Origin of the sequence: Microbulbifer sp. TYP-18, from assembly GCF_040932045.1 — a bacterium.
Classification (GTDB): domain Bacteria; phylum Pseudomonadota; class Gammaproteobacteria; order Pseudomonadales; family Cellvibrionaceae; genus Microbulbifer.
In genome coordinates this window covers 60,781-86,928 of the sequence record NZ_JBFRBC010000014.1, presented here as the reverse complement: position 1 = coordinate 86,928, position 26,148 = coordinate 60,781, and the positions used below count along the sequence as shown (strand labels likewise).

Sequence of the window (26,148 nt, the reverse complement as noted above, 5' to 3'; positions counted from 1 at the left end):
CTTGGAGTTAGCGCCACCCGCTAAGGCACAGCCGGGCATCAACTGCAAGTAGATATCCGCCCTATTGTGACTCAGGCTTGCAGCGGCAACCTGCGAACTGGATTCATCGGCAGAGCTTTTGCTATTGAAACGGAGTGGTCCATGTTCATAGTCGTAATTGGTTGAGGCACTATGGGAATAGTCAATGACCACTGCGGCCACGCAGGCCGACTTTCCTGAATTACAACCACTGCAGTTGCCTTCTACCATAGGTAACCGGTTGGGTTTGCGAGGGATAGCTCCCCTAATGGCGCGACTTCGCCTTTGCCACCAAGAAAAACTCTCTCCTACCATACCACAAATGCCCTACAGTTTTTTTGATTATTCCTTCCCACCTCTCTGAGTGTACGCTGCGCTTTGAGTACTAATTTGATTATCCAGCGTACAAATTCAATTTCGAGATTGTGAGAGCACAATGTCGGTGCAATTTCTACAGGAGTTTGCGCTCCTAGTCAATTTCACACGACCACAATGGCACCCTTGATCACCATTTATTTTCCCGTATGAGGGCTACAGGCTGTTCGGAATGAAAATTTTTACAGTAGTTTCAGATTTATGACAGAATCCTCGAAATAGATGCAGCTTATCCGTGTACAGTGAGCAAGTCTGGCAATTCCTTCCAAGCAATAGAAGCTGACAGGTGCAGCTTAGCTGTCCGGCGGTGCTCTAATGCCACAACAATTTTTGACCAGGAATCAAACCTACAGGGTTTCTGCCTAAGGGATTTTTTTAAAAACTTGTGGCACTATTGCATTAGCCGATCTATCAAATAATCTCGAAGAAAAATCCCTGGTCCGCTGCTGAAATTCAGCAATTTGCCTTTTTGCGACAAATAGATAGCCTCTAATATATGACCTAGGTTAGCTGCCTCTAAATAAATCCACGCCCAGCCTGACATTTTTCTTTCATATTAGCCCTGCTCAATTTCGTCATTAAACTTAGCTTGTCCTCAAATAGAGTATTAGATTCTTTTCGGCCCAAAGTCGCTAGCATGTTACTTTGGCACTTGATGACTCTTCTGGGATTATCCAATCAAATCTTATTGCCTGATTTATGACCACCCAAGCAAGTGTAGTTAGTTATGGATAATTTCAACGCCATATATAGTTGACGATAAATTCGGTTTCTCTTCCCGTGGGCGTGACTTGTGGCCTGGACACAGAAACTACTTTGGCTAACCAAACTCAGTGCCGGCTTCCGAGAGTCGACTGGGTTACCCGACCCAAGAGGAGCATAAGTAAGAGTAAAATCGAGGTATGAATCAATATAACATTAGCAGGTTGTTGAAAAAGGCATCCTGCCTGTTTCAAAACACGAAAAGCGAAAAATGTGATTTTCACTTTTCTCCCAAAATCAACGACTTAGGCGTCGTTGATTTTGCCGGAACATCCATATTCCGGTACCAGGCGTCGAAATTCTTCGAATTTCAACAGCCTGTTAGAGGCTCCAGATCAGGGTCGAAACTCTTCGGTTATACCAGAGACGCTATTCTGTAATGGACTTTTAGTATAGGATCAATTCCAGATGAAACTGACTCCTCTTGTGTTAATCTGGTTCTTACTTAGCGGATGTATGTCAAACCCGGATAAATGGATACACCGGGAGGTGCATACCGGAGAAATTGCGGGCTATAGCTACGATGAGTATTCACTGAGCCTGTCGGAAAATGATCAACTCACCACTAGCATAGACATAGACAGGCTTGATGTCATTATATATTCTCCTGTTAATACTGTGATGGAAAATAATAAACCTATCATTATCGAAACCGGTGGCACATATATTTTGAGAGTGTTGATGCCCCGGGCTTTTGCCCGAAAGAATGAAAAGTTTCAATACAAACTTTTAATTACTATAGATAGAATTTAGTATCTTATAAATGCCTGGGACTGTTGACTCCCTGTCAACCATCTTAACTCAGGCAATCTAAGTTTTATTGACCAATTCAGCTTACTAATGTATTCAACCAATTACAGTAAAACTAATAATGAAAGCATATAAACTACTATCTCTATCTTTATTTCTAATTTCATCAGTTGCAGATGTTGCGCAAGCAATAGCTTCAGATGTTCCCACTATCACTGCCAAGAAAGCCCTAAGTTATGCGCAGGAAGTCAATTTTAACTCTGCTTTTCTCGATTCAGATATTTCCTTGAACATATATCTTCCTGGAAATTTTTATGAGGCTTCGAAGCATCAAAGATATCCTGTTATTTTTATTAATGGCATCCACGGACGTGAATTCTTTCTTACTTTGACAGGAATAGTAAAGCATTTGAGTAGTGTGGAAAGAATGCCTGAAAGCATTGTTGTAAGTTTAAATGACGGTGGACCCATGCCTGACATATACTTGAATGGCATGTGGGCGCATACAGATGTTGACAAATTCGAATCTGAAGGAGATTCTTCGGCATACATCAACTTTTTAAAAGACGAGTTATTTCCTTACCTCGAAAGAGAATATAGGGCTTTGGATAACAGAATGATTATTGGTATTTCCACCAGTAGCTTATTCCCTTTGTATACATTTTTTCATACCCCAGAACTTTTTCAATCTCATGTTTTCCTAGCCGCCGCGGATATGTTGGGAATGGGTTTGTCTCCCGATAAGCGCTTTATCGACAAAATTGCATACAGTATGCAGAAAAATCCCACAAGGAATGCCAATTTTTATCTCGGTATCGCAGATAGCGACATCGCTAAAAATGAAAGATACTCAACACTATTGAACAAAGCAAGGATACTGCTAAAGCCGTATACAGAGCATAATTTCAAACTGAAGATCGAAGTTATCGAGAATGAAGGTCACTATGATGCCTTTATCAAAGCCATGCTATCGGCTCTTGAGCTTATTTATCCAAAGAGGAAATGGTCTCCTCAATATAGGGATTTAGTAGCCCAGCCCGGCGACGCTATGCAAAATATTGATAATTTTTACACAGCGTTATCAGGTGAATACGGCTTTTCTATTCTACCAAGAGCGACGCGCTGGAGGAGCGTAAACAAGCTGAGTTACATAACAACTATGCTATTAAGAGAAAATAGATCTCAGGAGGCCATTGCCGTGGCGCTGAGATGGGTGGAATACAGGCCAAACTCTATAATTGCCTACAGACAACTGGCAAAGGCCTATGCGAGTAATGGCGATAGCCATAAAGCAATTTCAGTTTTTAAAAAAGCGTTGGATTTAGCGGTCTTGTTTGACAAAAGCCAGGTTGATGCTATCAAGCACAACTTGAATGAGTTGGAAGAACAAGTGCCGGGAAAGGGTGATACCCCGCCGAATTAGACCCTTTTATACTTTGTTTTTTGCAAGTAAAGGCCAGTCACTTCAGCTCCCCGGAGGAAGTACAAACGGGCATAAATAATAACTTGGCCGCTTTTACATGGTTTTTTATCGGCAGACTCGATTGCGAATGTTCCCCTAAGGGTTCGCATTAGCATTTAAGGGAGGCCCCCACGGAATGGCAGGCCAGAGCATGAAACCAATTGAGAAGTTCAGGCTGAACTGGACTTTTCACCCTAGAAAAGAGACGGTCGAGCGCTAGGGAGCCATATAATATTAACCACGCACAGATTCGCGTGGCTAATAAAGATGGTGGGCCTTGCTGGACTTGAACCAGCGACCTGCCGATTATGAGTCGGATGCTCTAACCAACTGAGCTAAAGGCCCCTAACAGGTTGTTTAAAAAGGCATCCTGCCTGTTTCAAAACACGAAAAGCGAAAAATGTAATTTTCACTTTTCTCCCAAAATAAACGACTTTGGCGTCGTCGATTTTGCCGGAACATCCATATTCCGGTACCAAGCGTCGAAATTCTGCGAATTTCAACACCCTGCTAAAGCAGCAAACACCTCCATGGAGGTCCTATGGCGTCCCTCAATCGTTGGGCTGGTGCCACTCTGCCGAGTGGGGAGTTCCTGCGGCTTCCCCGAGGTGCTGCGAGCGGGTGGTATGCTAATCAATGTTGCCTTTTGAATCAATGGCTTTCGGGATTTCACATGAGTTACCAGCGCCAGTTAAAGCCCAGGTTGGCACCCCCACCGCTCCAGTTTTCACGATTCCCGGATCGGCGGTAGCTGGCATTCAGGAACACACTGCCAACTGCGCTGTCCAGCAGAGTCACGCCGCCACCAAATTCGCCCCAGGTAACACCCCGTTCGATTCTTTCCCTGGGCCCCTCCTGCAATTTGAGGTCATCCTTACCCCTCAATGTATGCCATAGATTGGCAAACAGGTACAGTTCAAAGGCACTCTGGGATGGATAACCGCGCAAGCCGCCCCGAAAGCTCACTTCAGGGGTTTTATCGATACCCACGGGCCCGGTGAGGGCCTGAACCGTGCCAAAGCCGGTGTAATTCGCAACTAACTGGGCCTGGGGCTCGAGTTTCCACGTAGGCGAGAACGATAGTACGAAACCGCGCTCTGCCGACAGGGTGAGCTGGGGGCCGGTAACGCGGCTGCGACTTGCAGAAGGGGGCTGCATGGAGGCTGTGACATAGCCAACTTTTGCCACCACATCCAAATAACTGAGATCGTGACGATAGTCGCTGAAGTAAACGCCGCCATAGTAACTGGTCAGCTCAATGCGGCCGCCGTCGAAATCCGCCCCCTTGGGTATACCACCGAAAGTATCACCACGGGCCTTACTGGTACCGGCGAACAGGCCTAGCTCCTGGGATCCCCGGCAGGTTGGGCTGGCATAAAAATTCCTGTTTAGCTGGAGGCCGCTCAACCGGCCATCGAATTGGCTTTCCACAGTCCCGCGCCAACCCAGGTTCAATGCACGGTGAAAGATGTGCGCACTACCGCTGCTGATGCCACTGTAACCGATTCGCTGTTCCCCCCGCCGCTGTTGGTAGCCGCTGACTTCCTGCAGGGAGATTTGCTGGGCCAGCGCCTTGATTTGCGCAGGGGCTATCAGCCCAACAGACACGGGCGGTTCGGCGGTCCCGGCGCGGGCAACAGGGACCGACAAATATACCAGTAGCCAGAGGGCTGACAGCGTTTGCGCGGCGACAATACTCGGTGGCGACATAAACAGATCCCCGGTTTATTAATTGGTCGTCGAGATGCAAAGTTTAGACGGGGAAGTCGGTTGTATGCTGCGTTGCACAAACTCTGCCGCCAGATGTTGCGGGTTTTGACACCGCCAATGGTGTTGGACTATCACCAGCGCAGGGATGACTATTCACCAGCCTGTGGGATTTATTCACCCGGCCACCCAATAGAAAACCTCTCCCGATTGGATCGTCGCCCATGAAAACCTGCGTAATTAGGCGGAAGCGCTTGCTTTCCTACAGCCTGTGCCGCAAGCCCGGGTTGAGGAAGGTCAGTGAGGACTTTTTCAACAATCTGCTAGCAGGCTGTTGAAATTCTAAGAATTTCGACGCCTGGTACCGGAATATGGATGTTCCGGCAAAATCGACGACGTCTAAGTCGTTGATTTTGGAAGAAAGTGAAAATCACATTTTTCGCTTTTCATGTTTTGAAACAGGCAGGATGCCTTTTTCAACAACCTGCTAGGGAAGCCAGCGCGGCAGCAGAACGCAAATCCAGGTGAACAGCCACAACAATAGAGAAATTGAAACAGCTGCAGAACCTGTGTCCTTGGCGACTTTGGACAGCGGATGATGTTCAGGCCCGATGCGGTCAATGGCGGCTTCCACCGCGCTATTGAGCAGCTCGACAATCATCACGAGAAAAGTGACGCCGATCAGAAGTGCGCGCTCCACACCGGATTCACCAAGCCAGATGGCGGCGGGAACAAGGAAAATAGCCAGAGTGACTTCCTGGCGGAAGGCCGCTTCGTTACGCCAGGTGGCCAGCAGCCCCTGCCAGGAGTAGCTGGTGGCATCGATAAGCCGTGAGATACCGGTTTTCCCTGGCTTGTTGACGAATTGGTCCCCCATGGATTTATTTCCCTATAGGTGTTTGCGCTGCACAGGTGATCCGCGGCGGCCGTGATACAGGGCAAAAGAAACCCGGCTAAGCCGGGTAGTCTTTGTCGCTCACTCGTCGAGAAAACTGCGCAGATGCTCAGAGCGGGATGGGTGGCGCAGCTTGCGCAGTGCCTTGGCCTCGATCTGGCGGATACGCTCGCGGGTCACGTCGAACTGCTTACCCACCTCTTCCAGTGTATGGTCGGTATTCATGTCGATACCGAAACGCATACGCAGCACCTTGGCCTCTCGCGCGGTGAGACCCGAGAGCACCGAGCGGGTGGCTTCATCCAAACCGGTCTGGGTAGCGGTATCCACCGGTGAGGACTGATTTTGGTCCTCGATAAAATCCCCCAGGTGGGAGTCCTCGTCATCGCCGATGGGCGTCTCCATGGAGATGGGTTCCTTGGCGATCTTGAGGACTTTGCGCACCTTGTCTTCCGGCATATCCATGCGCTCACCAAGCTCTTCCGGGGTGGGCTCGCGGCCCATTTCCTGCAGCATCTGGCGGCTGATGCGATTGAGCTTGTTGATAGTCTCAATCATATGCACCGGTATGCGGATGGTGCGTGCCTGGTCGGCGATGGAGCGGGTAATCGCCTGGCGAATCCACCAGGTGGCATAGGTTGAGAATTTGTAGCCGCGGCGGTATTCGAATTTGTCTACGGCTTTCATCAGACCAATATTGCCTTCCTGGATCAGGTCCAAAAACTGTAGGCCGCGGTTGGTATATTTCTTGGCGATGGAAATCACCAGGCGCAGATTGGCCTCTACCATCTCTTTCTTGGCGCGGCGCGAACGGGCCTCGCCGATAGACATGCGGCGGTTGATTTCCTTGATCTGGCCCACATCCAGGCCGGCGCGCTCCTGGCACAGCGCCAGTTTACGTTGCGCGCGAATAATATCCTCTGCAACCTGGCGCAGCTTGTCGGAGTAGTCGCGCTTTTTCTTGATGATTGCGGGAATCCAGCTTTCGTTGATCTCGTTGCCGGGGAACTCCTTGATGAAAGTCTTGCGGGGCATGCGCGCCCGACGGATACACAGATTCATGATGCTGCGCTCCTGGGCGCGCACATCGTCCAGAATGCTGCGGACTTCGATATAGAGGGGGTCGAACTGCCGCGGCGCCAGCTTGAAGTAGCGGAATACATCCCCCACTGCCTCCATTGCTGCACCGGCCTCTTTCGAATCCCGGCCGTGCTTTTTGATCGCGGCGTCAGCTTTCTTCTGCGCCGCAATCAGTTTGTCCATCCGCTCGGCCAGTTCTTCCGGATCTATTCCGCCGACATTTTCCTCTTCCTCCTCATCGGAGTCGCTGTCGCCGCCCTCGCTGTCTTTACCCTTGGTGTCCTCGCCAGCAGCGCTGGCTTGACCTGCCTGTGCGCCGGGGGGGACATCCTCGGCCGGGTCCAGCCAGCCGGCGACCACATCGGGTATCCGGCGCTCGCCCCCTTCGATCAGACGATACTCGTCAATCACGTGCTGCACAGCGCCGGGCCAGTATGCGAGCGCGGCCATCAACTCGCGCAGCCCCTCTTCGATACGCTTGGCAATGGCGATCTCGCCTTCGCGGGTGAGCAGCTCGACAGTGCCCATCTCACGCATGTACATGCGTACCGGATCGGTGGTGCGCCCCACATCGGATTCCACTGCAGCCAGCGCGGCGGCGGCTTCGGCAGCGGCAATTTCATCGGCGGAACTATCGCCTTCGGCCATCAACAACTCTTCGGCATCTGGCGCGCTTTCGAACACCTTGATGCCCATGTCGTTGATCATGCCGATGATGTCCTCCACCTGATCGGGATCGGAAATATCTTCCGGCAGGTGGTCGTTCACCTCGGCATAGGTCAGATAGCCCTGCTCTTTGCCGCGGGCGATCAGTTCCTTAATACGGGAGGTCTGTTGCTGGGTTTTGTCAGTCATGCACAACCCTGAAAAGTGGAAAAAAACGGGACAAAGACGGGAGATTATAGCGCACTTGCGATGCCAGTAACCACTGCATCTGCGGAGACACGGGGCTCGTGACAGGTACAGGTCGAGGGCCCCCTGTCCACATCACCCGGAGCAGAATATGGAGGCGGGCGGAGGAAAGTCAAGGGCTGCAAAGCTGAAGGTCGCGAGTACCCTGCCGTTGCCACCAACTGGTGTCACAGCCGCTAGGGCTCGCGGCGCCAGTTGGCCAGAAGCGCGAGCTGTTCGGGACTCAACTGGCCATCTGAGTCGCGCAGTTGCGCCAGGAGGTGGCGATTACGCTGCTTTTCGGCCCGGTTTTCCAGTCGCTCCAGGCAGCCGGCGAACTCCGCTTCGGGGTCGTATTCCACCCTTTGACCCTGTACTCCGGCCACCGGGTGGCTCCCCGCCAGTCGGGAGAGAACTTCCAGAGATGCTTTGTCCTTATGCGCCATCCAGAAACCAAAAAACTGATTGCGGTTACAGTCGGGCCGCTGTTGCATGACTTCCAGTACTTCGCCAAACAGGCGCAGATCCGGGTCGCTGTGGTTGAGGTAGGGCGTGCAGTCGGCAATCTGTGCCGCCAGCTGCGGATGGTGTAATAACAGGGCGACCAGCATCCGCTCGTTGGGCAGGCGATAACTGCCGCGCCGCCTGACCGGCACCGACGTAGTGTCTGGGGGCGCGGGGTCGCCACTGGGAACTTGCGGATCATAGGGCGACGGCTGTCCAGAGGGGATAGAATCGCCGACGCTTTGATGTGCATCCCCGGCTACTGGAGCGGGTGCAGACTGAGCGCCGGATTGGGAGGCGGCAGTGGCAGCGCGGGCCCGCTCGGCACTGATAACCTCTTCCAGTGTGGCCTGTTCCAGTCCGGTGCGGGCGGCGAGCTGCTGGAACATCAGCTGGCGGTAGACACCGGCGGGTAACAGGTCCAGCAGCGGCGCCACCAGTTTGGACAGCCGCGCGCGGCCGTCCATGGTACGCAGGTTGATACCTTCCCCGAGCAGGTCGAACAGGAAGTCCTCCAGGGGGCGCGCCTGTTGGTCGACCAACTGTTCGAAGCGCTCGCCACCCAGCTGGCGCACCAGGGTGTCGGGATCTTCACCTTCCGGCAGCGGCAGAAAACGCACGCTGCGGCCGTCCTGCATCTGCGGTAATGCGGACTCCAGAGCGCGGCGCGCGGCGGCGCGACCCGCCCGGTCGCCATCGAAACAGAAAACAATCTCCGCAGTGTGACGGAAGGCCAACTGGATATGCTCTTCGCCGCAGGCGGTGCCCAGAGTGGCCACGGCGCAACGGATGCCGAACTGCGCCAGCGCCACCACATCCATATAACCTTCCACCACAATCAGGCGCTGCAGCTCGCGATTGGCCTGGCGCGCTTCCCAGAGGCCATAGAGTTCACGGCTCTTGTGGAAGATAGGCGTTTCCGGGGAATTCAGGTATTTGGGCTTCTCGTCCCCCAGTACCCGGCCGCCAAAAGCGATGGTGCGGCCGCGCTGGTCCCGGATCGGGAATATGATGCGGTTGCGGAAGCGGTCATAGTGCCTGGAAATACCGGGCCTGGCATTACCGTCACTATCCCGGCGGCGGATGGCGAGACCCGCCAGTTCGAGCTGTTCGGCTTTGCCCGGGGTATCCGCCAGGGCGTTCAGCAGGTTGTCCCAACCCGGCGGTGCCAGGCCGATGCCAAAAGCCCGGGCAACCTCCCCGGACAATCCGCGATTGCGCAGGTAGGCCACGGCGTGGCCGGCGGTGGGATGGCTGCGCAACTGAGCGCGGTAAAAGTCGGCCGCCTGTTCCGTGAATTGGTAGAGGGGCTGGCTCTCCCGCTGGCGCTTCTCCTGCCCAGGTGCCAGCTGCTCGCGCGGCACTTCCAGGCCGCGGGTCGCGGCCAGCTTCTCCACTGCCTCGGGAAAACCGAGGCGGTCATACTCCATCAGAAAGCCGATGGCATTGCCGTTGGCACCGCAGCCAAAACAGTAGTAGAACTGCTTGTCGGGGCTAACGGTGAAGGACGGGGTTTTCTCGTCGTGAAAGGGGCAGCAGGCGGAGTAGTTTTTGCCCGTTTTGCGCAGCTTTACCCGGCTGTCCACCAGCTCGACGATATCCGCCCGGGCGAGCAGGTCGTCGATAAAGTGCTGGGGTATTTTGCTGGACATGGCGCTGGTGGCGGCAATCAGCCCAGCTGTGCCTTGACCAGTTTGCTCACAGCGCCCATATCCGCGCGGCCCTGTACCTGCGGCCTGACCTGGGCGATCACCTTGCCCATGTCCGCCATACCGCCGGCCCCGGTGTCTCTCACCGCCGCGGCAACGATTTCGGTGAGTTCGCTATCGCTGAGCTGCTCCGGTAGAAACTCCTGGATAACCTCGATCTCCGCCTGTTCCACGGCAGCCAGTTCGGCGCGCCCGGCCTTTTCATATTGGGCAATGGAATCGCGGCGCTGCTTGGTCATTTTGTCCAGTAGCGCCAGGATGCGGGCGTCATCCAGGTCGATACGCTCGTCCACTTCGACCCGCTTGATTTCAGCGTTGATCAGCCGCATCGTCGCCAAACGCGCTCTGTCCTTCGCTTTCATGGTGTCCTTGGTGGCCTGAGCCAGTGTTTCCTTGAGGGTGCTCATAGTGGGGGTTCCGGGGTTGCGTTGATGACGGGTTTGGGCTGCTAAGCATAGCGCGTCCGACCCCTGCGGAAAATGCGGCTGTAGAACGAAAAACGGCGCACGAGTTACACTCGCACGCCGCTCTTGGCGCCACCGGAGCCAGCCTGGCTGTCCGGGACCTTCACCCCTGATGAGGTCGCCGTTTCAGGCGATTAGTAGAGGCGCTGGAATTTGCGGTTTTCGCGCTGCAGTTTTTTGGCATGGCGCTTCACCGCCGCGGCAGCCTTGCGCTTGCGCACTGTAGTGGGCTTCTCGTAGAACTCGCGACGACGCACCTCAGACAGCACGCCTGCCTTCTCACAGGAGCGCTTGAAGCGGCGCAGGGCGATATCGAAGGGCTCGTTGTCTTTAATCCGTACAGAGGGCATAGGTTACCTGTAAAAATTTGTTTCTCTCGGCCATTCCGGCAATTGCTCTCGCAGATTCCGGCGGCCGGTTTACAGCGAGGGCGCAGATTCTAAACAGTAGGAGCTGCAATCGCAAGCCTCTTTTCAGGTATCATAGCGCCCCCCGGAGCTGTTCCAAGAGAATCGAAGTGCGCGTCCTCGGCATAGAAACCTCCTGTGATGAAACCGGCGTCGCGCTGTATGACAACCGTGCGGGGCTGCTGGGTCACGCCCTCTATAGCCAGGTCGACCTGCATGCCGACTATGGCGGTGTGGTGCCGGAACTGGCCAGTCGGGACCATGTGCGTAAATTGCTACCGCTGGTGCGGCAGGTAATGGCGCAGACCCATACCAGTCCACAAGACCTGGGTGGTGTGGCCTATACCGCCGGGCCGGGCCTGATCGGTGCACTGATGGTGGGCGCCTGTGCCGGCCGCGCCCTGGCCTACGGCTGGGGTGTCCCGGCAGTGGCTGTGCACCATATGGAGGGTCACCTGCTGGCGCCAATGCTGGAGGACAGCCCCCCGGCCTTTCCCTTTGTGGCCCTACTGGTCTCCGGTGGCCACACCCAGCTGGTGGAGGTGAGAGGTCTGGGAGACTATGTATTGATGGGGGAGTCGCTGGATGATGCCGCCGGAGAGGCGTTCGACAAGGCGGCCAAGATGCTCGACCTGGAATATCCTGGGGGCCCGCGCCTGGCGGCACTGGCAGAGAGCGGCGACCCCGGGCGGTTTTCCTTTCCGCGCCCCATGACCGACAGGCCGGGCCTCGATTTCAGCTTTTCCGGCCTCAAAACCTATACCCTGACCACAGTGCGCAAGCATGCCGGGGACGACGGCCTGCCGGACCAGCAGACCTGCGCGGATATTGCCGCAGCCTTTCAGGAGGCGGTAGTGGACACACTGGTGATCAAGTGCCGCCGCGCCATACGGGCGTCCGGCCACAAAACCCTGGTAGTGGCGGGCGGCGTTTCGGCCAACAAACGGTTGCGCGCACAGATGGAATCCAGCCTGGGCAGGGAGGGCGCCAGCGTTTTCTACCCCCGGCATGAATTCTGTACCGACAACGGGGCCATGATCGCCTATGCCGGCTGCCTGCGCTTAACGGCGGGGGAATGTGAGGATCTGGCGGTTGAAGTGCGGCCGCGCTGGCCGCTAGCGGCATCTAACTGAGCTTTTGGACTGACGGTGGATATTGTTTACATAAGGGATCTGAAGGTGGATACCATCATTGGTATCTACGACTGGGAGCGGGAGGTTCGCCAGACGGTGAGCCTCGACCTGGAAATGGCTTTCGATATCAGTGAAGCGGCGCGCACGGATGATATCGAGCATACCCTCAATTACAAGGCGGTGGCGAAGCGCCTGATCGCCTTTATCGAAAACAGCGAGTTTCTGCTGGTGGAAACCATGGCAGAGCAGACCGCCGGTATAGTGCGGCAGGAATTCAAGGTGCCCTGGCTGCGCCTGCGGCTGTCCAAACCCGGAGCCGTGCGGGGTTCCCGGGACGTGGGTGTGATCATCGAGCGCGGTGAGCGCCCGCAGCGTGGCGCCGCCGCGGAGCTATGACAGTGGCACAGGTGTATCTGAGCCTCGGCAGCAATATCGATCGAGGGCAACACATTCGCGCGGCGCTGGACGCCCTGGCCGCGCAATTCGGTGAACTGCAGGTTTCCCGTGTGTTCGAGAGCGAGGCAGTGGGGTTTCAGGGGGATAATTTTTACAACCTGGTGGTAGGACTGCGCACGGACCTGCCGGTAGGACGGCTGGCTTTCCAGCTGCGTGGGATCGAGGACGCAAACGGCCGCCTGCGGGCTGGCCCTAAGTTCAGTGCGCGTACCCTGGATATCGACATTCTGGTCTATAACGACCTCACCGGTACTGTCGACGGAGTAAGGCTACCGCGACGGGAAATCACCAAGAATGCCTTTGTGTTACAGCCTCTGGCGGAACTGGCACCGGATGCGGTGCACCCTGTCGAGAACAAGACCTATCACCAGTTGTGGAGCGAGTACGACCAGGCTTCACAAAAGCTGTGGCCGGTGGAGTTTATTTGGCCTTGATAGCCGGCTTGGCAAAGACATTTATATAGCAGCCAAGCAGCTTTTTTAATTTCTGAAACCCCAGGTCTTTGATTTACCAGCAGGCAAAGGAAAAGCCTTTGCCTGCAGCCCCAATTTTCAGGGTGCAAATCAAGCGTATAACTGCCGGATTTGTCGTGGATAATTTGCGAAAATGCGCCGCAAAACCGGGCCAAGGAAATCCAGGGAGGGCTTTATTTTTTATGCGGGTGGGGAAGCTGCGCTGGAACGAAAGGGAAGGCCCAGAGCGCGCAGGAAGACGCCCTGACCATCCGGAATATACTGTTAACGGTCGCCAATGGCCAGCCGCTGGACCGGACCGGTTGAATCGTCCGGCTACTTTTTGCTGCGCCGCAAAAGCCTGAGCAGATCCAGGGTTTTACCCAGCTCCCAGCGCATGGCGGCGACTATGCCGTGCATGGCCAACAAGCGACGATCGATTTCAGTGCTCTGATCACTGTTCAACTGCTGTAACTTTTGCGCCGCCTGCGCGAAGCCACCCTGTTCATAGGCCAAGAGCAGCTCTACGGTATACTCCGCCGGCGTAACCTGGCGCGGTACCGGGGTGTAACCCATTGCCTCCACCATCCGCTCGACGGTCTGCCAGGTAGACCAGGGGTTTTGCCCAGTAATCAATTGTCCATCCACACTGACCTGTTCCAGGTAGGCGGGACCAGGCTGCATAATAGCGCCCTGGGCACGCAGGCGGTCTTCAAGCAGGAAGGGCAACTGTTGCTCAGCGTCGGGAATGAGGAACAGCTCCTCCTCATTGGTAAAAGCGCTGATCCGGCGGCCGGCAATCAGCGGTTCACCAGTTTCCATGCGAACATGGACCAGTGCAGCAGGTCCATGACAGACAGCGCCAATCACTTTGCCGCTGCGATAAAAATCCCGGACTAATACTTGAATACTGGTATTGTTGGGAAAATCAAACATGGTGCCCTTACCCCCGACAAAAAAAATCGCCTGGTAGTCCTTGGCGGATGCCTGCGCTATGGGAATGCTGTAGTTGACCTTGTACTGGGCTTGGGGATCATTGAGAAAGGCATAGTCGAAAGGCCCCAGATCGTCCCGGTCGATCACCACCGGTGGCTGGCCGCCCTGAGGACTGGCGATATCGACGCCAAACCCGTTGGCCAGAAATACATAATAGGGGCGGGCCAGTTCGGTCAACTCATAGCCGGCCGCTTTGCCAGATGCACCCATGGTCCCGGTACTGGTCACCACTACCAGCACCTTCCCGCGAGACTGACTGGGCTTCTGTTTTAAGTAACGCAGCTCGCCGGGCTGTATCTGGGAAAAATCCTGATCAGGCTGGGGGATCAGACTCTTGAGCCAAAGAAATAATCCCAAACACAGGCCGCTCACCATAAGCAGTGCAATAAAGGATTTTTTTAACATGACAATCTCCGCAACAGTGATTTTCTGAAGACAAGGCAGATGCCCGGCTTTTCACTGGAGAGATTAATGGCCTGCAGGTGAAATCCAGGTGAGATTCTCTTGCTGGGAGCGATCTGTGGCGGGCGGGTTAAGGCGGGAAATCCGGCATTGATAAATCCCCCGGTGGCACCGGACAGTAATTTCCCAGTCCAATGCGCAGCAGATTCTTTTTGCCAGAAACAACCCCTGGCCAATACCGCGACTGCCGCTTCCCCTGTGACCGGGCAACAGGGACGAACTGGCGTCGAAGCCATCAGCGATCGAATTTTCAAACAGCAGTGAATCCCCTGCGGAACAAATACGCAGTTTGGGCGTGGATGCATGTTGCAGGGCATTGCCGATAAGGTTGTCGAAAAGCAGCGACACCAAATGGCGATTGGCAACAATCCTCACATCCCTCCCCAGGCTCAGGCACACCCTGAAATTTACCCCGGTAATCTCCCGGTGCCGTGCCAGCAGACGCTCCTCCAGCAATGGGCGAACCTCGAAGGCCTGCCGCTGCAGGGATTCCGATCTGGCCAATGCCAGCAAAGTCGCCACCGTCTCTTCCATGTCGGCGACTGTCTGCAGCAGTTCTTCTCTCTCAGCGGCTGTCATTTCCCGCTGCTGGCAGAGTGTCAGTGTGCCGCGTAAAACCGTCAGCGCCGTGCGCAGCTCGTGGCTGGTATCGCGGGTAAATTCCGTTTCCCGCTGCAGAGCCTGTTTTAACTGGTTGATGGTTTGCTCGAGAGTTGCGGCCAGATAGCCGACTTCATCGTCGTCGCCACTGTGGGGCAGGTGCACCTGGCTGCCCAGGGACTTCTGCCGCCGGATAGCCTCGGCCAGGGCAATGACCGGGGCTATGGTTTTGCAGGAAATGCGGTAGGCACACCAGAGCGCCAATAGCATGGTGACGATACACGCAGCGCCAAACAACCACAGCAGTTTGGTCGACTGTCGTGTAACAGTAAGCAGCCCACTCACCTCGGCCGCCAGTATTGCCCTCCCGCCGTCCGGCTGCAAAATCCTGCGCAGATGGAAGTGATGTTCAGCGTCACTGAACCACTCGGCCCTGACGGTATCGCCCGGAAGTGCGCCGAGCAGGCCGGCAGGCACTGCCTCCGGATCGGTGTATAGGGTCAGATAGGGCAGCCGCGGCTCGGGCAGGCGGCCGTGCAACTGCAGCTGCTGCTCTATATAGCGCACCTCCCCCTCCAGCAGGTTGTCCAGCAACTGGTCCTCAATCACATAGGCTGCCAGCAGGCAGATAGCAAAAAATATCAGGCAGAGTAGCAGGGTAAAGCCACCAAAAACCGCAAACACGCGCCGCTGTAATTTGCTATTAGCCCTCATCGCCGGGCTCCAGCTGATACCCCAGGTTGGTGATAGTCTTCAACATGGGGGTGTCGAAGGGTTTGTCCACAGCCTGGCGCAGGCTGTAAATATGGGACTTCAGCGCGTCGGTTCCCGGGGGCTCGTCGCCCCAGATTTGGTGGATAAGGGCGGAGCGACTCACGGGGGCGGGAGATGCCTGGGCGAGAGTGCTGAGAATACGAAATCCGATGGCAGTGAGACGCAGTGGCTGCCCGTTTCTGTGAACCTGCCGGTTGCGGTGGCTTATCTGCAGACTGCCCACCCGAATCAAATCGCATCGATGCAACTGGTGGCGGCGGGCCAGCGCGCCGCAACGCAGAACCAGTTCCCGCGGGTCGAAGGGCTTGCACAGATAGTCATCGGCACCGATACCAAAACCCAGTTCCTTATCCGCTATGGCATCCCGCGCCGTCAACATCAGTACGGGCATATTCACGCTGGCCTGGGTTTTGATGGATTCACATACCTGCAGGCCATCCAGGTCTGGAAGCCCCAGGTCGAGGATAACCAGGTCGAAAATCTGCTGTACCGCCAGCTGCACCCCCAGAGCGCCGCAATGGGCGAAATCGACCTGCCAGCCCTGTATTTGCAGAAACTCGGCAATCTGGCGGGCGATCGCGGGGTTGTCCTCAATCAGAAGAATTTTCAGCGGGTGCACCGTCGTAAATCTTATGGTTGCGCAAATGCGGACCATTCTGCCATCCCGGTGGTGAAATTGAAGTGAAGCTGCTGTCACCAGGCCTTAACAGGCTGTTGAAAAAAGTATTTTTCAGCTGCCTGCTGTCTCGAACAGGGATGTTCGGGCCGCAAATCGGGCATGTAGCTGTTTGATTTGTCCTTGAGGGGATGCGGGCCTGTGCCGCAAATCCGGGTTGAGGGAAGCCAGGGGGAGGCTTTTTCAACAGCCCTCCAAGGTGGCGAAACAGAGGGGATAGCAGTCAGGTGGTGAGGTTGCGGCCACCGTCGACCGCGATCACCTGCCCATTGATATAAGGGGCGTCGCAGGCGAGAAAGCGCAGGGTACTGGCGATGTCGCTTGCACAGCCGGTGCGGCCCAGGGGTATGCGCCGTAGGATTTGCGCCCTGTTTTGCTCGTCGCCGGCCCCCCCCTGGGGCCACAGGATGGCACCCGGGGCTATGGCGTTGACCCGCACCCCCGGGGCCAGCTCCAGGGCGAGGCTCTTGGTCAGCATCACCAGACCGGCTTTGGCTGCAGAGTAGATGGTGTGCCCAGGCATGGGACGCTCGGCATGGATATCGGCCATATTGACAATACAACCGCCGTTGTGCGCCAGTGATTCCGCCAGTGCCTGGCTGAGAAAAAAAGGCGCCTTTAGATTGCTGCCCACCAATTGGTCCCAGTCTGCCTCCGTTGCACTGCCGACCGGGGTGGGGTGAAAAGCCGAGGCATTGTTGACCAGCACATCGATCCCGCCCCACACCTCTTCGGCGCGCCTGGCGAGCTGTGTGCAGTCGTCAGCAGTGTCCAGGTTGCTTTGCACGGCCGCGGCGGAGTCCGGGCGTATGGCGTTCAGCGCCTGCTCCAGTCTTTTGGCGGCGTCACCGGAGCTGCGATAGTGAATCACTATGCGGTGGTCCCGGTGCATTTCGCGGGCCATGGCACTGCCAAGGCGCGCGGCGGCGCCGGTAATCAGTACATTACGCAAGATAGGCTTCCTTCATTTTGGCAATAGCCCGCACCCGCTCCCTATCCAGGGCCCTGCCCAACTCCGCGCCCTGGCAGCCCTGCGCAATCAGGGCATCGGCGGTCACTTCGGCAGCAGCCTGTCGCACGCGGCGCAGGAAGTCCACCTGTGGATAATCCCGCTCCCCGAGCCCCCGGCGCCCGCGGGCATCCGCCTCGCAGGCCTGCAGAAAGTTCTCGAATCGCTGGGAGCGCCGCAGGGCATCCAGGCCGCGCAACAGCTTCATCAGGGTCTGGGGGCGCAGGGTGAGGGCGCGGTGGCAGTGCAAGTGGTACTGGCAAACTCCCAGGGCCAGAGTTGTCAGCTCCCTGGGAGTGCGCCAGCGCTCACACACGGCCCGCACCAGAGGCAGGCCTGCCACCTCGTGGCCGCGATGGGCCGGGAGCATCTCCGGCGGCGTCACTCCCTTGCCCAGGTCGTGCAGCAACACGGCAAAGCGCACCGGCAGCTCCGCAGGGGCGGCGCTCAGGGCCAACAGGACATGCTCCCCCGTGTCTATCTCCGGGTGGTGTTGCCGCGGCTGCGGCACACCGAACAGCCGGTCCAGTTCCGGCAACAGAACGCTCAGGGCCCCGCACTCGCGCAATACCCGCACGAAAACATCCGGGTCCGCTTCGACCAGGGCGCGACTGACCTCTTTCCATACGCGCTCTGCCACCAGATACTCCACCTCGCCGGCCCGCACCATCTGGCGCATCAGGGCCATGGTCTCGGTGGCAATGGTGAATCCCAGATGATGGTAGCGGGCGGCAAAACGCGCCACGCGCAGTATACGGAGCGGATCTTCGGCGAACGCGGGGGATACGTGACGCAGGATACGGGCCTGCAGGTCTGCCCGGCCACCGTAAGGGTCGATCAGTTCGCCATCGCCGGATTCGGCCATGGCATTGATGGTGAGGTCGCGGCGCAGCAGATCCTGCTCCAGGGTGACTTCCGGTACAGCCTGCACGTCAAAGCCGCCGTAGCCATGCCCCCGCTTGCGCTCAGTGCGGGCCAGGGCGTACTCGTCGCCGGTGTCCGGGTGTAGAAATACCGGGAAGTCACGCCCTACCGGCTTGAAGCCCTGCCGCCGCATCTGTTCTTCGTCGGCACCGACAACCACCCAGTCCCGCTCACAGACGGGGCGACGCAGCAGTTTGTCCCGCACGGCACCGCCGACCAGATAGACTTTCACGACGACACCACCGCTCGTTGCGGGACGAGATACCGGTCGAAGCTGACTGCGGCCGCAAATATGTCCACGCCGTCGCTTTCCGCTCCGCGGCAGGTTAAAGGAGTTTTGACAAGATAAAAAAAGGGCCCCAAAAAGACAAGGGGGCCCAGGGTCTTAGGGTATTAGTGTGGCTGGAAAATAACCACTCGCCGTTACAAAGATTCTCGATCACCGCCAGGCGCTCAGGTGCGGCTGGCAGGTGCGTCTGAAAGGTCTTCAATAGTCGCCATACTACTCAAACTGCCTAAGATGTCAATTGTTGCTTTTGTTTTTTTGAGGTAGTTTCCCCCTCGTTCGTTAACAGGCTATTAGTGCCGAGTTTCAACCTGGGTTTACAGGTGCAGGCAGGATAATTAGTAAGGGTGGCGGGAAATTTTAGGGTTTCTCTCGGAAAGCTGTCATTGCCAGCGATTCGCGCGAGCACTGGATTTCACCGGCATGTCTGCACAAACCATGGATTGTTTGGGGGAATCAAAGAGAATGAATCAGTTGCATGTACTCACCACTGGCGAGGCCGCCAGGTACTGTGGAGTCAATTTCCGCACGGTTATCCGCTGGATCGAGCGGGGACAGCTCAAGGCGTACAAGCTGCCCGGGCGCGGCGATCACCGTATATGCGTCGAGGATTTTGTCGGTTTTCTGCGCAACAACGCCATGCCGGTACCGGGCGAACTGGCTTCGGCCAGTCGCAAGGTCCTGATGGTGGCCCAGGACCCGGAGCTGACGGGAGCAGCGCGCCAGGCCCTGCAGCAGGCGGGCTGCGAGGTCGAAGTGGCGGGCGACAGCTTTGTCGCCGGGACACTCCTGGCGGGTTGCAAGCCGGCGCTGGTGTTACTGGACACGAATGTGGCGGGTGTAAACGGCTTCCAGATTCTCGACCACCTGCGCTCCAGCAGCGACAGTTCCAGCGTGCGTATCCTGCTGATTGCCCCGGCTGGTGAGAACGACCTGCAGCGCTGGCTGAAGGCCGGTGCGGATGCCGCGGTGGCGAGTCCGGTGGACAGTAATGAACTCGCCGGCAAAGTGAAGTTGCTGCTGGAAACACAGTAAAGCCAGCAGCGGCACACAAGGTCAGATTGGCTTGGGCACCAACATCGATTCCTCTTCCTGGTCGCGGATGCCCGGGCCCTGATCTGGACAATGGTAGCTGGCGCTGATTTCTCCACCGTGCAGACTGTGCAGATGAACGTCGAAGCCCCACAACCGGTGCAAGTGTTTCAGCACCTCACTGGTGTCCCTGCCGAGAGGGCGGCGCCGGTGCTGGGTGTGATGCAAAGTGAGGGAGCGGTCGCCTCGGGTGTCCACTGAGTACACCTGTATATTGGGCTCCTGGTCGCCCAGATTGTATTGCCCGGCGAGATTAGCGCGCAGCTCCCGATACCCTTCCTCGTCGTGAATGGCACTGACCCGGATCTCCTTTTCGCGATCATCGTCGCAGACACTGAACAGCTTCATGTCCCGTATGACCTTGGGCGACAGAAACTGCTGAATGAAGCTCTCATCCTTGAAATCCCGCATGGCGAATTGCAGTGTCTCCCGCCAGTTGCTGCCGGCAATATCCGGAAACCACTGCCGGTCCTCGGCGGTCGGCTGGTCACAGATCCTGCGCAGGTCGGAGAAAATACCAAACCCCAGAGTGTAGGGGTTGATGCCACTGTAGCTGCGACTGTCGAACGGTGGCTGATAAATTACGTTGGTGTGGCTCTGCAAAAACTCCAGCATAAAACCCTCGGTCACACGACCACACCGGTACAATTCACCCATTAGGGTGTAATGCCAGAAGGTGGCCCAGCCCTCGTTCATCACCTGGGTCTGGCGCTGGGGATAAAAATACTGCGCGAGTTTGCGCACTATACGCACCAGTTCCCGCTGCCAGTTATGTAGCAGGGGTGCGTTTTTTTCGATGAAATAAAGCAGGTTCTCCTGCGGCTCCTCGGGAAAACGCGTTTCGGAATCCCGCTGCTGGCCGGCGGCCGGCTTGGGAATGGTGCGCCACAGGTCGTTGAGCTGTCGCTGACGATACTCCTCGCGCTCTTTCTGTCGGCGCTCCTCCTCCAGCGCAGATATGGGATAGGGCCGCTTATAGCGGTCCACACCGTAGTTCATGAGCGCGTGGCAGGAATCGAGCAGGGCCTCAACTTCATCGATCCCGTAACGCTCTTCGCAACGTGCAATGTAATTCTTGGCGAAAATAAGATAGTCGATGATACTGCCGGCATCGGTCAGGCTGCGAAACAGATAGTTGCCTTTAAAGAAGGAATTGTGGCCGTAACAGGCGTGCGCTATCACCAGCGCCTGCATGGCCATGGTGTTCTCCTCCATCAGGTAAGCGATGCAGGGATTGGAATTGATGACGATTTCGTAGGCCAGGCCCATCAGCCCCCGCTGATAGTTGTTCTCCACGCTGATAAATTGCTTGCCAAATGACCAGTGGTGATAGCCGACCGGCATGCCAACTGAAGAGTAGGCGTCCATCATCTGTTCGGAACTGATGACTTCTATCTGGTTGGGGTAGGTATCCAGTCCAAATGCATCGGCCAGTTCGGAGATCGCCTGGTCATAGTCCCGGATCAAATCAAACGTCCACTCGGAACTGGTGGAGATGGGGCCGCTGGGCTTGGCTGTTTGCTGCGATGAAGGGGATAGACCGGGCATCAGTTGGCCACCTTGCGGCTGAACAACTGCCTGAATACGGGATAGATATCCTGCGCATCAACAATCTGCTCCATGGCGAAATGGTCCGGAAACAGGGTGCGCACACTCTCGTATTCCTCCCACAGGGCCTGGTGGTCCCGGGGGGTGATTTCCACATAGGAAAAATACTGCACCTGGGGCATGATTTCGTCGATCAGGATTTTGTGACAGGTACTGGAGTCGTCGTTCCAGTTGTCGCCGTCGGATGCCTGTGCTCCATAGATATTCCACTCGCTGGCGGGGTAACGTTCCGCCATGGTGCGGCGCATAAGTTTCAGAGCGCTGGAAACAATAGTGCCGCCCGTTTCCCGTGAGTAGAAGAATTCCTCTTCGTCCACTTCCTTGGCACTGGTGTGGTGGCGGATAAACACCACCTCGGTATATTCATAACTGCGCTGGAGAAACAGGTAGAGCAACAGGAAAAACCGTTTGGCCATGTCCTTGGTGACCTGGTTCATGGAACCGGATACATCCATCAGGCAGAACATGACGGCTTTGGAGCGGGGCTTGGGCTGCCGCAGCAAAAGATTGTATTTGAGGTCAAAATCATCCAGAAACGGAATTCGCTCGATGCGGCCGTGCAGGTCGGCGATTTTGCGCTTCAGGGTTTCAACCGCGCGCTGGTCGCGCAGTACCGGATCTTTTTCCTCCTCCGCCGCCAATTGCTGCTCCATCGCGCGAATGTTGCGCTTCTTGCCGCTGCTCAGGGCGATACGTCGCGCATTGGCAGCCCTCAGTGAGCGAATGACGTTGATACGCCCCGGTGTCCCTTCGTTGCTGATACCGGCGCGCACCACCTGAAACGCCTCATTACCAGTCAGTTTGCGCTTGATAAGATTCGGCAGCTGCAGGCCCTCGAACATAAAATCGAGGAACTCCTCCTGGGAAATCTGGAATACGAAGTCATCGACTCCTTCCCCGCTGTCACTGGCATCGCTGCCAGCTCCGCCACCGCCCGCCTGCTGTTCCGGTCGCGGGATACAGTCACCGGTGACAAACTCCCGGTTGCCCGCCAGCACACGTTCCAAATGGCCACCTGAGCCGTGGGCGAATACCGGCTCGCCCAGATCCCGCGTGGGAATACCTATCTGCTCGCCCTTGTCCATATCGGTGATTGAACGGCTGTTCATCGCCTCTCCAACCGCCTTCTTGATATGCGCCCGATAACGTCGCAGAAAACGCTGTCGGTTTACGGTGCTCTTATTCTTGCCGTTCAGGCGGCGGTCTATGATATAGCTCATCGCTGTACTGCCTTGGCTTAACGCCCTACTGGGACTTGCGCACGCGCAGGTACCATTCCGACAGCAGGCGGACCTGCTTCTCGGTATAGCCGCGTTCCACCATACGGGCGACAAAATCCGCATGTTTTTTCTTGTCGTCCGCCGATGCTTTGGTATTAAAGGAGATGACCGGCAATAGATCTTCCGTATTGGAGAACATCTTCTTCTCTATCACCGCACGCAGTTTTTCATAGGAGCGCCAGTCCGGGTTGCGACCTTGATTGTTGGCTCTGGCGCGCAATACAAAATTGACAATCTCATTGCGGAAGTCCTTCGGGTTGGAAATTCCCGCGGGCTTCTCCGTCTTTTCCAATTCCTCATTCAGGGCACCGCGGTCGAGAATTTCTCCAGTCTCCGGATCCCGGTATTCCTGGTCCTGGATCCAGAAATCCGCATAGGTGACGTAGCGATCAAACAGGTTCTGCCCGTATTCAGCGTAGGATTCCAGATATGCGGTCTGGATTTCCTTTCCGATAAATTCCACATAGCGTGGGGCCAGGTATTCCTTGATAAATCCCAGGTATTTCTCCTGCACCTCCGGAGCCAGCTGTTCCTGTTCAATCTGCTGTTCCAGCACATAAAGCAGGTGGACCGGGTTGGCCGCCACTTCGGTTGCATCGAAATTAAATACTTTGGACAGTATTTTGAAGGCGAAACGGGTGGAAAGCCCACTCATACCCTCATCGACACCGGCATTATCACGGTACTCCTGGATGGTTTTTGCCTTTGGATCTGTGTCCTTGAGATTTTCTCCGTCATAGATACGCATTTTGGAATAAACGCTGGAATTATCCGGATCCTTGATCCGGGACAAAACCGAGAACTGTGCCAGCATGCGCAACGTGTCAGGAGCACAGGACGCTTTGGCCAGGGAACTGTTTTCCAGCAGCTTCTTGTAGATCTTTATTTCTTCCTGGACGCGGGTACAGTAGGGAACCTTGACGATATAAATGCGGTCCAGAAACGCCTCGTTGTTGCGGTTGTTGCGAAAAGACTGCCACTCCGACTCATTGGAATGAGCGAGTATTGTGCCGGTAAAGGGAATGGAGCCCAGGCCCTCGGTGCTGTTGTAATTACCTTCCTGTGTGGCAGTCAACAGCGGGTGCAGCACCTTGATAGGTGCTTTGAACATTTCGACAAACTCCAACAGGCCCTGGTTGGCCCGGCAGAGGCTGCCGCAGAAACTGTAGGCATCCGGGTCATTCTGGGGAAAATCCTCCAGTTTGCGAATATCTATCTTGCCCACCAGCGATGAAATATCCTGGTTGTTTTCATCGCCGGGCTCAGTTTTGGAAATGGCGATCTGGTCCAGAATAGATGGCCGGAGCTTGACCACCCGGAACCGGCTGATGTCGCCCCGGTACTCGTGCAGGCGCTTGACGGCCCAGGGTGACATGATGGTGTTGATATAGCGCGGCGCTATGCCGTAGTCCTCCTGCAATATCCGGCTGTCTTCGTCAGGTGAAAACAGACTCAAAGGCGATTCAAACACCGGCGAACCTTTGATGGCGTAGATGGGCACTTTCTCCATTAGCGCCTTGAGGCGTTCGGCCAGGGAGGACTTGCCACCGCCTACAGGGCCCAACAGGTATAGAATCTGCTTCTTTTCCTCCAGCCCCTGGGCGGCGTGACGAAAAAAGGACACTATTTGCTCAATCGCCTCCTCCATACCGAAAAATTCGCTGAAGGCTTCATAGCGCTTGATCACTTTGTTGGAAAAAATACGCGACAGGCGGGGATCGCGGGAAGTATCCACCAATTGTGCCTCGCCAATAGCCATCAGCATCCGCTCGGCCGGCCAGGCATAGGCGCTGGGATCGGATCTGCACAGCTCCAGATAATCCTGGATACCCAGCTCCTCCTCTCTAATGGCCTCGTATCTCTCCAGATAATGATTGAAAATCGTCATGGTGCACGGCTCCCTGTGGCGTGTCTGGCGACGCTTTGCAGTAAATGCCCTGCAACGTAAATGGCATTCACTTCGACCGGTCGCCGACATTAGCGCAGCTCCGCCGGACAGCGAGTGCGCCTGCCGGGCTGCGCCTGCGCGCAAAATACTATCTTTATCACCAGTTGCAGCGGGCCGCTGTGCAGTCCTGGGTTGGGCACAGATACATTTATCCCGCTTAATCAGCATAGCTTTCCCTAAGATTCAGGCGCCGCCGGACCCTGACAACGGGTTGAATTAAGTGGCACTTTTACGCTCTACTGATGGCCTCTACAGAAACCCGGATCGATTTGGCGGACGCAAATGAAAATTCTGGTCACCGGGGGTGCCGGCTATATCGGCAGCCATATTTGCGTGGAGCTGCTGGCTGCAGGCATGGAGCCAGTGGTGGTGGACAACCTGAGTAACAGCAACGCGACATCACTAAGACGGGTCGCGGCCATCGCCGGGCAACCGGTGGCGTTTCACCGGGTGGATATCGGGGACAGGGCGGCTCTGGGAGAGGTTTTTTCCCGCTACCCCATAGAGGCAGTGATGCATTTCGCCGGGTTCAAGGCCGTTGGCGAGTCAGTGGCGCAACCTTTGCGCTATTACTACAACAATGTTGCCGGCAGTCTCGCCCTGTTTGAAACCATGCAGGCATTCGGTGTACGGCAATTGATTTTCAGTTCTTCGGCGACGGTTTATGGGGATCCCGCCTCGGTGCCAGTGGATGAGCAATTTCCCACCGGCGCCACCAACCCCTATGGGGCCGGCAAACTGGTGGTGGAGAATATTCTGCGGGACCTATGTGCAACGCCGGACAATCCCTGGAAGGTAAGCCTGTTGCGCTACTTCAACCCCATCGGCGCCCACGAAAGCGGCACTATCGGTGAGGATCCACGCGGCACCCCCAATAACCTCTTGCCCTACGTCGCCCAGGTGGCGGTGGGCCGGTTGCCGGAACTACGCGTCTTTGGCGACGACTATGACACTCTGGATGGCACTGGCGTGCGGGATTACATTCACGTGGTGGACCTGGCCCGCGGCCATCTGGCGGCGCTGCGCAAGCTCAGCCAACCCGGGACCCCTGCCGGCTGCTACACCTATAACCTGGGCACCGGAAGCGGAAGCTCAGTGATGCAGGTGGTGCGCGCCTTCGAGCGGGTTATCGGCCGTAAAATACCCTGCGCTATTTTGCCGCGCCGCCCCGGGGATGTCGCCGCCAGCTTCGCCGACCCTTCGGCGGCTGCGCGGGAACTGGGATGGCGGGCTGAGTATGACCTGCAGCGGATGGTGGCGGATACCTGGCGCTGGCAATCCCAGAATCCCGACGGGTATCCGCCCTAATAACCGCGCCGGGTTATTCGCCGGCGGTTGCTAACCCGGCAACTAAATAAATTACCGGGTTAATGTGACACAAAGGCGTGCCCCGCCGGGCGGAGGCCAGGGCAAGCCCCTACCTCCGCG

At 56.3% G+C, this 26,148-nt stretch carries 21 protein-coding genes and 1 tRNA gene; 7 read left to right on the top strand and 15 right to left on the bottom strand.

Annotation, left to right across the window (positions count from 1 at the left end; translation table 11 throughout):
* Positions 1-1,563: 1,563 nt before the first annotated feature.
* Positions 1,564-1,908: a hypothetical protein gene (locus ABVT36_RS12445; protein ID WP_368456861.1), complete on the top strand. Its 345-nt coding sequence runs from the start codon at positions 1,564-1,566 to the stop codon at positions 1,906-1,908.
* A gap of 118 nt (positions 1,909-2,026) precedes the next feature.
* On the top strand, positions 2,027-3,328 hold the full coding sequence (locus ABVT36_RS12440) for an alpha/beta hydrolase-fold protein (protein ID WP_368456860.1): 1,302 nt from the start codon (positions 2,027-2,029) through the stop codon (positions 3,326-3,328).
* Positions 3,329-3,635: 307 nt separating this feature from the next.
* Here the strand turns inward: ABVT36_RS12440 and ABVT36_RS12435 are convergent.
* The 7 genes from ABVT36_RS12435 to rpsU all read right to left on the bottom strand — a co-directional run bounded on the left by ABVT36_RS12435 (position 3,636) and on the right by rpsU (position 10,967).
* Positions 3,636-3,712: transfer RNA gene (locus ABVT36_RS12435), tRNA-Ile, on the bottom strand.
* 333 nt (positions 3,713-4,045) lie between these two features.
* Positions 4,046-5,077 carry an autotransporter outer membrane beta-barrel domain-containing protein gene (locus ABVT36_RS12430; RefSeq protein WP_368456859.1) on the bottom strand — a complete coding sequence of 344 codons (1,032 nt, stop codon included), beginning with the start codon at positions 5,075-5,077 and terminating at the stop codon, positions 4,046-4,048.
* Positions 5,078-5,561: 484 nt separating this feature from the next.
* On the bottom strand, positions 5,562-5,951 hold the full coding sequence (locus ABVT36_RS12425; RefSeq protein WP_367150970.1) for a diacylglycerol kinase: 390 nt from the start codon (positions 5,949-5,951) through the stop codon (positions 5,562-5,564).
* 99 nt (positions 5,952-6,050) lie between these two features.
* Positions 6,051-7,904, bottom strand: coding sequence for an RNA polymerase sigma factor RpoD (gene rpoD, locus ABVT36_RS12420; protein ID WP_368456858.1), 1,854 nt, complete (start codon positions 7,902-7,904; stop codon positions 6,051-6,053).
* A 233-nt stretch (positions 7,905-8,137) separates the two neighbouring features.
* Complete coding sequence (gene dnaG, locus ABVT36_RS12415; protein ID WP_368456857.1) at positions 8,138-10,096, bottom strand: DNA primase; 1,959 nt, start codon at positions 10,094-10,096, stop codon at positions 8,138-8,140.
* A gap of 17 nt (positions 10,097-10,113) precedes the next feature.
* On the bottom strand, positions 10,114-10,560 hold the full coding sequence (locus ABVT36_RS12410; protein WP_367150973.1) for a GatB/YqeY domain-containing protein: 447 nt from the start codon (positions 10,558-10,560) through the stop codon (positions 10,114-10,116).
* Between the two features lie 191 nt (positions 10,561-10,751).
* Complete coding sequence (rpsU, locus tag ABVT36_RS12405) at positions 10,752-10,967, bottom strand: 30S ribosomal protein S21 (RefSeq protein ID WP_367150974.1); 216 nt, start codon at positions 10,965-10,967, stop codon at positions 10,752-10,754.
* 167 nt (positions 10,968-11,134) lie between these two features.
* On the opposite strand from rpsU, the gene tsaD reads away from it, so the two are divergent.
* The 3 genes from tsaD to folK are packed head-to-tail and all read left to right on the top strand — an operon-like array spanning position 11,135 to position 13,047.
* Complete coding sequence (tsaD, locus tag ABVT36_RS12400; protein ID WP_368456856.1) at positions 11,135-12,157, top strand: tRNA (adenosine(37)-N6)-threonylcarbamoyltransferase complex transferase subunit TsaD; 1,023 nt, start codon at positions 11,135-11,137, stop codon at positions 12,155-12,157.
* Between the two features lie 15 nt (positions 12,158-12,172).
* Complete coding sequence (folB, locus tag ABVT36_RS12395) at positions 12,173-12,553, top strand: dihydroneopterin aldolase (protein ID WP_367150976.1); 381 nt, start codon at positions 12,173-12,175, stop codon at positions 12,551-12,553.
* 2 nt (positions 12,554-12,555) lie between these two features.
* Positions 12,556-13,047: a 2-amino-4-hydroxy-6-hydroxymethyldihydropteridine diphosphokinase gene (gene folK, locus ABVT36_RS12390; protein ID WP_368456855.1), complete on the top strand. Its 492-nt coding sequence runs from the start codon at positions 12,556-12,558 to the stop codon at positions 13,045-13,047.
* 354 nt (positions 13,048-13,401) lie between these two features.
* Here folK and ABVT36_RS12385 read toward each other — a convergent pair whose 3' ends face one another.
* The 5 genes from ABVT36_RS12385 to ABVT36_RS12365 all read right to left on the bottom strand — a co-directional run bounded on the left by ABVT36_RS12385 (position 13,402) and on the right by ABVT36_RS12365 (position 18,738).
* Entirely contained in the window at positions 13,402-14,466 is a 1,065-nt protein-coding gene (locus tag ABVT36_RS12385; RefSeq protein WP_368456854.1) for a type 1 glutamine amidotransferase domain-containing protein, read from the bottom strand.
* A 63-nt stretch (positions 14,467-14,529) separates the two neighbouring features.
* Positions 14,530-15,837 (bottom strand): histidine kinase dimerization/phospho-acceptor domain-containing protein, encoded by a 1,308-nt coding sequence (locus tag ABVT36_RS12380; RefSeq protein ID WP_368456853.1) that lies wholly within the window; start codon positions 15,835-15,837, stop codon positions 14,530-14,532.
* Entirely contained in the window at positions 15,827-16,516 is a 690-nt protein-coding gene (locus ABVT36_RS12375) for a response regulator transcription factor (RefSeq protein ID WP_368456852.1), read from the bottom strand. The genes ABVT36_RS12380 and ABVT36_RS12375 overlap by 11 nt, the downstream gene beginning before the upstream one ends.
* A gap of 280 nt (positions 16,517-16,796) precedes the next feature.
* Positions 16,797-17,525 (bottom strand): pteridine reductase, encoded by a 729-nt coding sequence (locus ABVT36_RS12370; protein WP_368456851.1) that lies wholly within the window; start codon positions 17,523-17,525, stop codon positions 16,797-16,799.
* Positions 17,518-18,738 carry a multifunctional CCA addition/repair protein gene (locus tag ABVT36_RS12365; RefSeq protein ID WP_368456850.1) on the bottom strand — a complete coding sequence of 407 codons (1,221 nt, stop codon included), beginning with the start codon at positions 18,736-18,738 and terminating at the stop codon, positions 17,518-17,520. The genes ABVT36_RS12370 and ABVT36_RS12365 overlap by 8 nt, the downstream gene beginning before the upstream one ends.
* Before the next feature lie 519 nt (positions 18,739-19,257).
* Between ABVT36_RS12365 and ABVT36_RS12360 the strand changes: the two genes are divergently transcribed.
* Positions 19,258-19,827, top strand: a complete 570-nt coding sequence (locus ABVT36_RS12360; protein ID WP_367150986.1) for a response regulator — start codon at positions 19,258-19,260, stop codon at positions 19,825-19,827.
* 21 nt (positions 19,828-19,848) lie between these two features.
* On the opposite strand, the gene ABVT36_RS12355 is transcribed toward ABVT36_RS12360, so the two are convergent.
* From ABVT36_RS12355 to ABVT36_RS12345, 3 genes are read right to left on the bottom strand one after another with little or no spacing between them, the layout of a single operon-like run.
* Positions 19,849-21,432: a SpoVR family protein gene (locus ABVT36_RS12355; protein ID WP_368456849.1), complete on the bottom strand. Its 1,584-nt coding sequence runs from the start codon at positions 21,430-21,432 to the stop codon at positions 19,849-19,851.
* Positions 21,432-22,712, bottom strand: coding sequence for a YeaH/YhbH family protein (locus ABVT36_RS12350; protein ID WP_368456848.1), 1,281 nt, complete (start codon positions 22,710-22,712; stop codon positions 21,432-21,434). Before ABVT36_RS12350 ends, ABVT36_RS12355 begins: the two co-directional genes overlap by 1 nt.
* A 25-nt stretch (positions 22,713-22,737) precedes the next feature.
* Complete coding sequence (locus tag ABVT36_RS12345; RefSeq protein WP_367150989.1) at positions 22,738-24,660, bottom strand: PrkA family serine protein kinase; 1,923 nt, start codon at positions 24,658-24,660, stop codon at positions 22,738-22,740.
* Positions 24,661-25,002: 342 nt separating this feature from the next.
* On the opposite strand from ABVT36_RS12345, the gene galE reads away from it, so the two are divergent.
* Positions 25,003-26,028 carry a UDP-glucose 4-epimerase GalE gene (gene galE, locus ABVT36_RS12340; protein WP_368456847.1) on the top strand — a complete coding sequence of 342 codons (1,026 nt, stop codon included), beginning with the start codon at positions 25,003-25,005 and terminating at the stop codon, positions 26,026-26,028.
* Positions 26,029-26,148: the final 120 nt, after the last annotated feature.